The sequence below is a fragment of the Gammaproteobacteria bacterium genome (assembly GCA_029880545.1).
Taxonomy (GTDB): Bacteria; Pseudomonadota; Gammaproteobacteria; order Acidiferrobacterales; family SZUA-150; genus JAOUOD01.
The window spans coordinates 87,679-100,119 of the sequence record JAOUOD010000001.1 but is presented as its reverse complement, the minus strand read 5'-3'; the positions used below and the strand labels follow the sequence as shown (position 1 = coordinate 100,119).

General features: G+C 53.3%; 12 protein-coding genes. 1 reads left to right on the top strand and 11 read right to left on the bottom strand.

Annotated features, from left to right (window positions below; all coding sequences use genetic code 11):
• Nucleotides 1-225 precede the first annotated feature (225 nt).
• Nucleotides 226-1,848 (top strand): hybrid sensor histidine kinase/response regulator, encoded by a 1,623-nt coding sequence (locus OEZ10_00445; GenBank protein ID MDH5631439.1) that lies wholly within the window; start codon nt 226-228, stop codon nt 1,846-1,848.
• 23 nt (nt 1,849-1,871) lie between these two features.
• On the opposite strand, the gene glmS is transcribed toward OEZ10_00445, so the two are convergent.
• The 11 genes from glmS to atpB all read right to left on the bottom strand — a co-directional run bounded on the left by glmS (nt 1,872) and on the right by atpB (nt 12,353).
• Complete coding sequence (glmS, locus tag OEZ10_00440; protein ID MDH5631438.1) at nt 1,872-3,698, bottom strand: glutamine--fructose-6-phosphate transaminase (isomerizing); 1,827 nt, start codon at nt 3,696-3,698, stop codon at nt 1,872-1,874.
• A 9-nt stretch (nt 3,699-3,707) separates the two neighbouring features.
• Nucleotides 3,708-5,087, bottom strand: a complete 1,380-nt coding sequence (gene glmU, locus OEZ10_00435; GenBank protein ID MDH5631437.1) for a bifunctional UDP-N-acetylglucosamine diphosphorylase/glucosamine-1-phosphate N-acetyltransferase GlmU — start codon at nt 5,085-5,087, stop codon at nt 3,708-3,710.
• A 141-nt stretch (nt 5,088-5,228) separates the two neighbouring features.
• Entirely contained in the window at nt 5,229-5,732 is a 504-nt protein-coding gene (locus tag OEZ10_00430) for an FKBP-type peptidyl-prolyl cis-trans isomerase (protein MDH5631436.1), read from the bottom strand.
• A 37-nt stretch (nt 5,733-5,769) separates the two neighbouring features.
• A complete protein-coding gene (locus OEZ10_00425) occupies nt 5,770-6,192 on the bottom strand; it encodes a F0F1 ATP synthase subunit epsilon (GenBank protein ID MDH5631435.1) in 423 nt (140 codons plus the stop codon).
• Between the two features lie 69 nt (nt 6,193-6,261).
• Nucleotides 6,262-7,638, bottom strand: coding sequence for a F0F1 ATP synthase subunit beta (gene atpD / locus OEZ10_00420; GenBank protein ID MDH5631434.1), 1,377 nt, complete (start codon nt 7,636-7,638; stop codon nt 6,262-6,264).
• A gap of 47 nt (nt 7,639-7,685) precedes the next feature.
• Nucleotides 7,686-8,546 (bottom strand): F0F1 ATP synthase subunit gamma, encoded by an 861-nt coding sequence (gene atpG, locus OEZ10_00415; GenBank protein MDH5631433.1) that lies wholly within the window; start codon nt 8,544-8,546, stop codon nt 7,686-7,688.
• Between the two features lie 11 nt (nt 8,547-8,557).
• Nucleotides 8,558-10,099 carry a F0F1 ATP synthase subunit alpha gene (atpA, locus tag OEZ10_00410; GenBank protein ID MDH5631432.1) on the bottom strand — a complete coding sequence of 514 codons (1,542 nt, stop codon included), beginning with the start codon at nt 10,097-10,099 and terminating at the stop codon, nt 8,558-8,560.
• Between the two features lie 13 nt (nt 10,100-10,112).
• On the bottom strand, nt 10,113-10,649 hold the full coding sequence (locus tag OEZ10_00405) for a F0F1 ATP synthase subunit delta (protein ID MDH5631431.1): 537 nt from the start codon (nt 10,647-10,649) through the stop codon (nt 10,113-10,115).
• An 11-nt stretch (nt 10,650-10,660) separates the two neighbouring features.
• The gene (locus OEZ10_00400) at nt 10,661-11,131 is read right to left on the bottom strand and encodes a F0F1 ATP synthase subunit B (protein ID MDH5631430.1); all 471 of its coding nucleotides are present in this window, start codon (nt 11,129-11,131) and stop codon (nt 10,661-10,663) included.
• Nucleotides 11,132-11,177: 46 nt separating this feature from the next.
• Nucleotides 11,178-11,417, bottom strand: a complete 240-nt coding sequence (gene atpE / locus OEZ10_00395) for a F0F1 ATP synthase subunit C (GenBank protein MDH5631429.1) — start codon at nt 11,415-11,417, stop codon at nt 11,178-11,180.
• A 51-nt stretch (nt 11,418-11,468) separates the two neighbouring features.
• Nucleotides 11,469-12,353 (bottom strand): F0F1 ATP synthase subunit A, encoded by an 885-nt coding sequence (atpB, locus tag OEZ10_00390; GenBank protein MDH5631428.1) that lies wholly within the window; start codon nt 12,351-12,353, stop codon nt 11,469-11,471.
• Nucleotides 12,354-12,441 lie beyond the last annotated feature (88 nt).

The window sequence follows — 12,441 nt, the reverse complement described above, 5'->3', positions numbered from 1 at the left end:
ACATCAACTTCACCTACAGTCCGGATAAATATAGTTTGCCTGTTCCGGGACTCGGTATTTTTCAATATTGTTTCTGATAAATTTGCATTTACCTTTTTTTACAAACGGGTTAGACGTTTTTTTGTAATAATTGAACGACGAAAAACGTCTTGCAGTCCAATGTCAGCAACAGTAGTCCGCGTCTGCAAAACTGATACTGGTAGCACTAGGCAGAGGCTGATCCTGATGAACGCAAACATATGTTCTGTACAGCTGCCCCAAGACCGGCTTGGCAAGCGTGGCGTTTCTGTTTTGATTCTGGATGACGATCCCGACATTGTCGCTTCGCTTGCTGATCTGGTTGAGATGGATGAAGAAGACTATTTGCTGTATACCGCTACATCCGTGGATCAGGCGTCGGTCATCATTGCCGAAAATCACGTCGATATTGCCCTGGTTGATATCAAGATCGGTCAGCAGAACGGGCTGGAGTTTGTGCCCGCGCTGAAGGCGGCCAACACCGAAACCAGCATAATCATGATGACTGCGTTTCGGGATGTTCACTACGCGGCTGCCGCTGTCAAGCTCGGCGTTTCTGACTATTTGTTCAAACCCATGGAAGCGGAACTGCTCGCCGGAACGCTTGCCAAGTATAAAAAATATACTCTTGCACTCCGTAATAACCGGTTGCTCACGGAACGATTTAAAACAGTTTTTGCTGACAGCTTTGCCGGGTTGTTGCTATTCGATTCTGAACTCAGGCTTCTGGACATTAATCAGTCTGCCGCTGTCATGTTGGATCTGGACATTGATACCATTACAGGCTGCGACGCAGATACACTGCTTCGTACTATTGGCGCCGAAGATCAAAGCATGAAAATCATGAATGCGCTTTCCGATTGCATGGCCAGCGGACGGGTTGTTGCCAATCTTGAAGCCCATAACCGGTTCTTCGAATGCGCAATACAACCTCTTGGCCATGGCGACGACAACGGCATCATTCTGCTGCAACTGAATGATATTTCAGCCAGCATCAAGTACCGGAAGTATATTGAGCAGGTCAATATAAACCTTGAAAAAACCGTAAATGCGCGCACCGCGGAACTCAAACATACGCTTGACGATCTTCGAGCCGAGATAGAAACACGCAAGCAGGCTGAGGCAGAATTGATTGTCGCCCGGGACCTCGCAGAACAGGCGAGCCAGGCGAAATCCCATTTTATGTCACGCGCCAGTCACCAACTGCGCACTCCGATGAATGCGATTCTCGGTTTTGGCCAGCTGCTTCAGGTCGAAGACCTTGATCAACGACAACTTGATTCCGTAAGCGAAATAGTTTCAGCCGGTTCCCAGTTGCTGGCGCTGATAGATGACCTGCTCGAAATCAGCGGTACGGATTCCCGCAATACGGATCTGAATCTGACTAACATCCAGATCGACAAGCTGGTTTCCGAATGCATTCAGACGCTGCTTCCGCTTTGGTCCCGGGAAGAGGTCGAGATAGTCATGCAGGACGTACTACCGGCTACTGTTCGAGCCGACCTTCGATTGACTCGACAGATTCTTTTCAACCTGCTCACCAACGCCATTTACTTTAACAAGCGTGGTGGTTTTGTGTTCCTGTCCATCAAAATGCTGGACACGGATCATGTTCGCGTGTCGATAATTGACTCCGGCGCAGGTATATCTGAACAGGATCAACAGCGTATTTTCGAACCGTTCGTAAGGCTTGATCCGACGCGAAACAAAACCGGCAATGGCACCGGGTTGACTGTGGCCAGAAAGCTGGCAGAGTACCAGGGCGGACAAATAGGGGTATTCAGCAGCCATGCTGGCTCGACGTTCTGGCTGGATTTTCCCGCGGCGTAACATCTAGTCCAGATACTGGTCGGTCACTCAACAGTTACCGACTTGGCCAGGTTTCTTGGTTGGTCCACATCGGTACCCCGGATTACGGCAACATGGTATGACAGCAGTTGCAGCGGTACAGTAAAGATAATGGGTGATATGGCGATATCCACGGGGGCCACTTCCAGCACAACGGTTTCTTCATCGGCCTTCATATCCGTATTCTTCTCGGCAAACACATACAGTTTGCCACCGCGGGCGCGCACTTCTTGCAGGTTGGATTTTAATTTATCCACCAGCCAGTCATTGGGCGCCACGGCTACTATGGGCATGTTCTTGTCGACCAGCGCCAACGGTCCGTGCTTCAGTTCTCCCGCCGGGTAACCTTCCGCGTGGATATAGCTTATTTCCTTCATTTTCAGGGCGCCTTCAAGGGCGACCGGGTAATGCATGCCACGCCCCAGGAACAGCATATGATCCTTTGATGCTATTTCCTCTGCCATCGCCTTGATATCATCGTTAAGTGACAATACTTCTTCAATAATTCCGGGCAACTTGCGCAGCTGATCGACGACCTGGGCCTCGGTTTCAGCGGTCATGGTATGGCGACGGGCCAACACAACCAACAGTAGCAGGATGGCAACGAGCTGCGTGGTAAACGCCTTAGTTGAAGCAACCCCGATTTCAGGGCCGGCACGCGTCATCATTGAGAGTTCTGACTCACGCACCAATGAACTTTCGGGTACGTTGCATATGGCCAGCGTGTGGCAATATCCCAGTTCTTTCGCCAGTCGCAGCGCTGCAAGTGTATCGGCAGTTTCTCCGGATTGGGATATGGTGATAAACAGCGTATCGGGTTGCAATACGTGCTTGCGATAACGGAACTCACTGGCAACCTCGACATTGCACGGCAGCCCGGTTACGGATTCAAATCCGTACTTGGCGATAAGACCGGCATGGTAGCTGGTGCCACAGGCTACGATCTGGATACGCTTCACTGCTGCAAAAACTTCTTCTGCCTTGGGTCCGAAACTCGCTTCCAGTACGCGCGACTCGCCCAACCGGCCTTCCAGGGTTTCAGCAATGGCTTGCGGCTGTTCGTAGATCTCCTTGAGCATGTAATGAGCGAAATCTCCCCTCTCAACGGCGTCGCTCTTCAGGTTGCTTTCGTGAATACTGCGCTCGACCTGCATGCCGCTCTTGTCATATATCGTTACCTGCTCACATGTGATGTGCGCGATATCGCCTTCTTCCATGATTATATAGCGCCTTGTAACCGGCAATACCGCGGCAACATCAGAAGCGATAAAGTTTTCGTGCTCTCCCAGCCCGATAATCAACGGGCTTCCCTGGCGGGCAGCAACGAGTTCTTCGCTGTTTCCGGACTGAATAACGCCAAGGGCGTAGGCGCCCTCGAGTTCGGTTACCGCCTGGCGCACCGCATCAAGCAGGGTCGATCCTGATTCCAGCCGCTTGTGCAGGGCGTGTGCAATAACCTCGGTATCGGTTTCGGAAGTAAACGGGTAACCGTCCTGCAACTGCAGCTGTTTCAAATGTTCATAATTTTCGATAATGCCGTTATGCACAATGGCGACAGTATCCCGACAAATATGCGGGTGGGCATTTCTCTCGCTGGGTACGCCGTGCGTAGCCCAACGGGTATGAGCGATACCCAGGTTGCCGACAAGCTGATCTGCATCCTTGCCGAGATTGGCTACCTTGCCTTCCCTGCGCACACGCTGCAATCTTTTGTTATCGGCAACAACGGCAACACCGGCCGAATCGTAGCCACGGTATTCAAGTCGGCGTAACCCGTCGATTAATACGGGCACTACGTTTCTTCGGGCAATGGCACCTACGATTCCGCACATGGTCTGAATCTAATCCTTTGCTGGTTTGTTCTTCACCGGCCGTTTCCAACCAGCAATGCTTTTTTGCTTGATACGAGTCAGGGTCAACTGGTCAGGCGGCGTATCGGCGGTAATGGTTGAGCCGGCTCCTATCGTGGCGTTGTCGCCAACCGTTACCGGTGCGACCAGCTGTGTATCAGAGCCAATAAATGCATTGTCTCCAATAACAGTCATATGCTTGTTCGCGCCATCGTAGTTGCAGGTGATGGTTCCGGCACCAATATTTACACCGCTGCCCATGCGCGTATCACCGATATAGGCCAGGTGGTTGACCTTGCTGCCCTTGCCTATGGTTGATTTCTTTACTTCGACAAAGTTACCGATATGTGCATCATCAGCAATATTGGCTTCCGGTCTAATGCGTGCGAAAGGCCCGATGCGGCAATTCTTTCCGATCACTGCCTGGTCCAACACGCTGCTGGCAAACACGGTTGTGCCCTCGGCTATCTCCACGTCTTTCAATACACAATTGGGCCCGATTTGTACCCGATCACCCAGGCGCACGTCACCTTCGAATACCACGTTAACGTCAATCTCCACATCCCGCCCGGTTGTTAATGTTCCACGCACATCAACACGGGAACGATCCCGCAGGGTTACCCCCCGACTCATTAGGTCGTCAGCAACACGATGCTGATACACGCGCTCCAGATAGGCGAGCTGTTGCTTGTTGTTAATGCCCATAATTTCGTCGTTATCTTCGGTCACAACACCGGCGACACTGACGCCATTGCTGATGGCCATGGCGATAATATCGGTCAGGTAGTATTCACCGGCTGCATTGTCGTTACGCAATGCGGCCAGCCAGTCATTCATTTTTTCCGCGGGCGCAACGATATAACCGCTGTTGATCTCGCGGATCTTCTGCTGGTCTTCGGAAAGATCCTTTTGTTCAACTATGGCCAGCACATCGCCCCGGGCATTCCGAATAATCCGGCCGTACCCGCTGGCATCGTCCAGGATTGCCGTCAGCACGGCGACCTCGTCGCCGGCCGTGGCAACCAGATTACGCAAGGTTTCCGGGCGGGTCAGTGGCACGTCTCCGTACAGTACCAACACGGTTGAGCCGGGATTGACGGCGGGCATGGCCTGGCTGACTGCGTGACCGGTCCCCAGTTGTTCGGCTTGCTCCACCCAGTTCAAACCCGGCTCCGCAATCGTGTCGGGCACTTTCTGGCCACCGTGACCATAAATCACGTGGATATTCGAGGGCTCCAGCTGACGGGCCAGGCGAATGACATGGCCCAGCAATGGAACGCCTGCCACCTGGTGCAACACCTTGGGCGTATCGGAATACATGCGTGTGCCCTTGCCGGCAGCAAGAATGATGATTTCCAGAGGTGAAGTCATAACTTTGTGATATTCGGGCCCGGTTTAATGATCAATTCAGGTTTAACGGCTGTACCAACAGCCGGGGCTACGGGCGAAACTATAGCAGAAGGCCAGAAAGACAACTAACACGGGAGCGGCGCTGGAGTGGCCCAAGCCGTTTTACGCGTTTGGGGGCAGTATGGTGTTGGCGGCGTTCGGCCGGCCGGCCTGGACCTCATCCCGGGAAGCGTCCCGAATATCCTTGACCACAACCTTGAATAACACGGTTTGTCCGGCTAATGGATGGTTACCATCCACAGTCAGGGTATTGGCTTCCGTATTTATGTCGGTGACGACAAACTTCATGATCTCACCGCTGGCATTTTGTGCTTCGACTTCCTGTCCAAGACGACGGATTTCCAGGGGTACATTGTCGAGATTATCCGTAAATGTCAGGCCCGGGTCGTGATTGCCGAAACCATCGGCAGGCGGCAAGGTGATTTTTACCTCATCGCCAACCTTTTTCCCGGTCAAGGCTGTTTCGATCTTGTCGAACAGGTCCTTGCCTGAACCGTGCAGGTAACTCACTGGCAGGTCAGTGTACTCAAAGATGTCGCCTTTTTCGTCATACAGGGTGTATGAAACGGAAACGACCTTGTTTTTTTCCACTACGGCATCAGGCATGACTATATATTTTCGCGGATCCGCAGACGGGCCGGGATTACTTCCCGACCTGCTTGCGAATTTTTTCGATAGTACGCAGCTGGGCAACGGCTTCGGCAAGCTCGGCGGCTGCACGTGCGTAATCCACTTCTGACTTCTTGTCCTTCATCATTGCTTCTGCGCGCTTCTTCGCTTCCAGTGCCTTGGCTTCATCCAGATCCTTGGCCCGCATGGCTGTATCCGCCAATACCGTGACCACGTGTGGCTGAACTTCAAGTACGCCGCCAGATACATAAAAGACGCGCTCATCCTTGCCGTTACGAATGGTAACTTCACCGGGTTTCAATGGTGACAGCAAAGGAGCATGCCGCGGGTAAATACCCACTTCACCCGCAGATGCCGGCGCAACCAGAACTTCGACTGGTCCCGAAAAAATTTCTTCTTCGGCGCTGACGATATCGACATGCATGGTCATTGCCATGATTAAATCCTCAAGTTGCACCAGGGATGGGGGCCATCAAACAGCCCCGGCTCGCTGGCTTGCAGACAATTACAGCGACTTCGCCTTTTCGACAGCCTCTTCAATGGCGCCTACCATGTAGAACGCCTGTTCCGGCAAGTGATCGTATTCACCATCAACAATACCGCGGAATCCGCGCAGGGTGTCTTTCATGCCCACGTACTTGCCGGGGGTTCCGGTAAATACTTCGGCAACGAAGAACGGCTGCGACAGGAAACGCTGAATCTTGCGCGCGCGGGATACGGCCAGCTTGTCATCTTCTGACAATTCATCCATGCCCAGAATCGCGATAATGTCCTGCAATTCCTTGTAGCGCTGCAGCGTAGCCTGCACCTGGCGAGCAGTATTGTAGTGCTCATCGCCAATGACGTTCGGATCCAGCTGGCGCGAGTTGGAATCCAGCGGGTCCACGGCCGGGTAGATACCCAGTTCCGCAACCTGGCGAGACAATACCAGTGTCGCGTCCAGATGCGAGAAGGTGGTCGCCGGAGACGGGTCGGTCAAGTCGTCCGCAGGAACGTAAACGGCCTGAAACGAGGTGATAGAACCGGTCTTGGTGGAAGTAATACGTTCCTGCAGAACACCCATTTCTTCCGCCAGGGTCGGCTGATAACCTACCGCTGAAGGCATACGGCCCAGCAATGCAGATACTTCGGTACCGGCAAGGGTGTAACGGTAAATGTTGTCGATGAACATCAGAACGTCACGGCCTTCGTCACGGAAGTATTCGGCCATGGTCAGACCGGTCAGGGCCACGCGCAGACGGTTACCCGGCGGCTCGTTCATCTGACCATATACCAGGGCTACCTTGTCCAGTACGCCGCCTTCAGACATCTCGTGGTAGAAGTCGTTACCTTCACGGGTACGCTCACCTACACCGGCGAATACGGAGAAACCGCTGTGCTCAACGGCGATGTTACGGATGAGCTCCATCAGGGTTACGGTCTTGCCTACACCGGCACCGCCGAACAGTCCGATTTTACCGCCCTTGGCGATAGGCATGATCAGGTCGATAACCTTGATACCGGTTTCGAGGATTTCCAGTGCCGCTGCCTGTTCCGAGTAGTCAGGCGCCTTGCGATGGATCGGCCATTTAACGTCTGTTTTGACTTCACCGGCCTCATCAACCGGGTTGCCGAGAACGTCCATAATACGACCCAGCGTACCCTGGCCGACCGGAACTGAAATCGGTGCACCGGTATTGGTAACGGTCAGTCCACGACGCAGACCTTCGGCAGCACCCATGGCGATACAACGAACCACACCATCACCGAGCTGCTGCTGAACTTCCAGTACCAGCGCAGACCCCTCTATGGTCAGGGCGTCGTACACCTTGGGCATGGCATCGCGCGGGAATTCCGCGTCGACAACCGCACCGATGACTTGTACGATGTTTCCAGAACTCATTGTTAATTCCTCAAATCAAAATTTTTAATTTGTTCACTCACCCGCTGCTACACTGCTGCGGCGCCGCCAACGATTTCGGCAATTTCCTGCGTGATCGCGGCCTGGCGTGCCTTGTTGTAGCGCAACGTCAATTCATCAATCAGTTTGCCGGCGTTTTCAGTTGCTGACTTCATGGCAACCATGCGTGAAGACTGCTCAGAGGCGATATTTTCGACAACCCCGTGGTAGACCTGGGATTCAATGTAACGAGTCATCAGGTCATCAATAACGGTCTTGGCTTCAGGCTCGTAGATGTAATCCCAGTGATGCTTGAGTGCCTCATCCTGTGTTCCGGCCAGGGGTAATAGCTGCTCCAGCCGAGGCGTCTGGGTCATGGTGTTGACGAAATCCGTGTACACCAGGAACAGGCGATCGATGCGGCCTTCAACATAGGCATCCAGCATGACCTTGACGGTACCGATCAGGTCATCAATTCGCGGCGCATCGCCGATATTGGACAACTCGGAAACGACATTGACGCCGATTCGGCGCATGAAACCGAGGCCCTTGGAACCGATAGCGCACACATCGACTTCCACACCCTTGTCATTCCAGCCTTTCATGGAATTGACCGCCAGCTTCAGGGCGTTGGTATTCAGTCCACCGCAAAGACCGCGGTCAGAGGTCACCAGGATATAACCCACACGCTTGATGTCACGCTCCGCCATGAACGGGTGACGGTACTCAGGATGAGCCAGGCACAGGTGACAAATCACGTTATGGATTTTCTGTGCATAGGGGCGTGCTGCCTCCATACGCTCCTGCGCCTTGCGCATCTTGCTTGCCGCCACCATTTGCATGGCGCTGGTGATCTTCGAAGTATTGTTAATACTCTTGATCTGGGTACGGATCTCTTTTCCGCTAGCCATTACGTTTCACCTTACCAGCCGTGATTGGCCTTGAAATCGTCCAACGCGGCCTTCAGGCCGGCCGCAATCTCGTCAGTCAACTCGGGCTGAGCATTGATCTTGGCAAGCAGTTCTGCCTGGCTGGACTTCATGTATGTCTGGAGCGCCGCTTCGAACGCCTGCACCTTGTTTACTTCCACGTCGTCCAGGTAGCCTTCGTTGGCGGCATACAGGGATACGGCCATGCTGGCTACGGACATTGGATCGTATTGCGGCTGTTTCATCAGCTCAGTGATACGCTGACCGAGTGAAATCTGCTTTCGGGTAGCCTCATCGAGGTCCGAAGCAAACTGTGCGAATGCCGCCAATTCACGGTATTGCGCCAGCGCCAGGCGAACACCGCCACCCAGCTTTCGAATGATCTTGGTCTGTGCCGACCCACCTACGCGCGATACTGACAGACCGGCGTTGATCGCAGGACGAATACCGGCATTGAACAGGTCTGACTCGAGGAAGATCTGTCCATCAGTAATGGAGATAACGTTGGTCGGAACGAATGCCGATACGTCACCCGCCTGGGTTTCAATGATTGGCAACGCGGTCAATGAGCCAGTCTTGCCTTTCACTTCACCGTTGGTGAACTTTTCAACGTAGGCGGCATTAACTCGGGCGGCGCGTTCCAGCAAGCGTGAATGCAGGTAGAAAACGTCACCGGGATAGGCTTCACGACCCGGCGGACGACGCAGCAACAGGGATACCTGGCGGTAAGCCCAGGCCTGCTTGGTCAGGTCGTCATAAACGATCAGTGCATCCTGGCCACGGTCACGGAAGTATTCGCCCATGGTGCAACCGGAGTATGGCGCAATGTATTGCAGGGCGGCGCTTTCGGCTGCGGTCGCGGCAACCACAATGGTGTGGTCCATGGCGCCATGTTCTTCGAGCTTGCGTACCACGTTGGCAACAGAAGAGGCTTTTTGGCCAACGGCTACGTAGATACAGATAACCCCGGTGCCCTTCTGGTTGATAATGGCGTCAATTGCGACTGCGGTCTTGCCGGTCTGGCGATCACCGATGATCAATTCACGCTGACCACGACCAATTGGCACCATTGAGTCAATAGATTTGAGGCCGGTCTGTACCGGCTGGTCAACCGACTTACGCTCGATTACGCCAGGCGCAACCTTTTCAATGGGCGTGGACAGCTTGGCGTTGATCGGGCCCTTGCCATCAATGGGATTGCCGAGGGAATCAACAACTCGACCAATCAGTTCAGGACCAATCGGCACTTCCAGGATACGACCGGTACACTTGGCCGAGTCGCCTTCGGAAATATGGCCGTATTCACCCAGTACCACGGCACCAACGGAATCACGCTCAAGGTTGAGCGCCAGGCCGTAGGTGTTACCGGGAAACTCGATCATTTCACCGGACATAACATCATCAAGACCATGCAAACGAACAATACCGTCAGTAACGGAGACTACCGTTCCTTCAGTACGCGCTTGTGGCTTGGATTCGAAATTTTCGATGCGCTCCTTGATCAGGGCGCTAATTTCGGAAGGATTCAGTTGCATAACTAACTATCCTTTAACCATTAATTTGTTGTGACAGCGTCTGCAAGTAACCTTTTACAGAGCCATCGATAACCAGATCATCGGCACGTATGACCACACCACCAAGCAGTGATGGTTCCACCTTGCTGACAATATCCACTTCGCGACCCAGGCGGCGCTTCAGGCCATTGGCAATGGCACTGGTCTGGGCATCGGTCAACTCGTAGGCAGTCAATACCTCGGCTTCCACTCGACCTTCAGCATCGGCACGAAAACCGCGATACAGCTCGGCGATTTCCGGCAGCAGGCCAACACGATCATTTTCTAGCAACAGTTTTAAAAAATTGTTGCCGTCTTTGGCCATGTTGTCGCCAATCAGGGATACAAAGAACTCTGCTACCGCGCCGCGCTCAATGCGTGGATCACGTGTAACAGTACTTACCCGGGAATCACCGGCAATGACCGCAGCCATATCCAGCATGTCGCCCCAGGGCTTTAATTCGTTGCGTTCCTGGGCCAGTTGAAAGGCCGCTTCTGCGTAGGGACGTGCCAGTGTTTTGCGTTCTGCCATGTGTGTCGTCCTTACAGTTGCTCGACCAGTTTGTCCACCATCTGGGCATGAACCTTGGCATCAATCTCTTTTTCCAGGATCCGCGCTGCACCGGCAACAGCCAGTTCAGCAACTGCCGCACGCAGCTGTTCACGGGCGCGGTTGGTTTCCTGTTCGATTTCACCTTTGGCGGCAGCAACAATACGGGCGGCTTCTTCCTTGGCCTTGTCCTTGGCTTCTTCAGTCACTTCATTGCCTCGCTTCTCTGCGTGGTTGATGATTTCCTGTGCCTTGTCCTTGGCTTCCTTGATGACCTTGATTGCGCGCTTTTCTGCCAGTTCCTGTTCATGCCGGCCCTTTTCCGCCGCCGCCAGATCATCGGCGATCTTCTTGCGGCGTTCAGCCAGGGCCTGGGTCAGCGGCGGCCATACAAACTTCATCGTAAACCACACGAAGAAGAAAAATGTAATGGACTGGCCGATCAGGGTTAGATTGATATTCATTTCTGGACCCTTGTCTCGCTGTGATTATAAAAATCTGTCCGGTGCTTTAGGCAGCAACAGCGAACAGAACGTACATGGCGATACCCACTGCAATCATCGGTACGGCGTCAACAAGACCCATTACGATGAAGAACTGGGTACGCAGCATCGGGATCAGCTCAGGCTGACGCGCAGCGCCTTCGAGGAAACGGCCGCCGAGGATACCGATACCAACTGCGGCACCCAGTGCACCCAGACCCATCATCAGAGCGCCTGCGATATAAAGCAATGCTTGTTCCATTTTAATCTCCTGTAACTTTAAAACTTTAAAATTTGAAAATTGAACCGTTCCGGCCGCCTAGTGATCCTGGTGTGCCATTTCCAGATACACGATGGTCAGCGTCATAAAGATGAACGCCTGCAAGGTGATAATCAGGATATGGAAAATAGCCCAGCCCAGTTGCAACAAACCGCCAAAAGCGCCCATCATCCAGCCAGCACCGTACATCAGCGCGATCAGGATAAATATCATTTCACCTGCATACATATTGCCGAACAGTCGAAGCGCCAGCGATACCGGTTTCGCAATCAGGGCAACAAATTCCAGGAAGAAATTGATCGGGATAAAAACCAGCTGAATCAGCTTGTTCTTGCTGGAGAACGGATGCAGTGTGAGTTCGCCGGCAAAGCCGCCGAAACCCTTGATCTTGATGCTGTAGAACAGGATCAGGAAGAACACCGACAACGCCATGGCAAAAGTGGCATTAGGGTCGGTAGTCGGTACAACCTTGAAATATACGTGGTGCGGATCCATGCCAAACAGGTTGGCACCCGTCAATGCGGCCACCTGGGGCAGCCAGTCAACCGGGATCAGATCCATGAAGTTCATCAGGAAGATCCAGGTGAATACGGTCAATGCCAACGGCGCGACCAGGTTGTTCTTGTGGGTAAACGACCCGCGTACACTGGTTTCAATAAACTCGACAATCAACTCGACAAAATTCTGGGCACTGCTCGGTACGCCAGCGCTGGCCTTGCGGGCCACGCCCCAGAACAGCCACAGGAATATAAACCCCAGGGCAATAGACCAGAACATGGTATCCACGTGGATAGCCCAGAATCCCATTTCTTTAGCTTCTTCCGCGCTGTGGGCGAGGCCCCAGCTGCCGTCAGGATGACGACCATAGGTCATGTTTTGCAGGTGATGTTTGATGTATTGGCCTGCGGTTTGCTCAGCTGCCATTTTTGGTACTCATCAAAAATTTTAAATCTTTTCTGCCGTCGGCGTGGCTGGCCCGGTGGCGCTCAACCCGGAAAGGGGAGCTGCAATT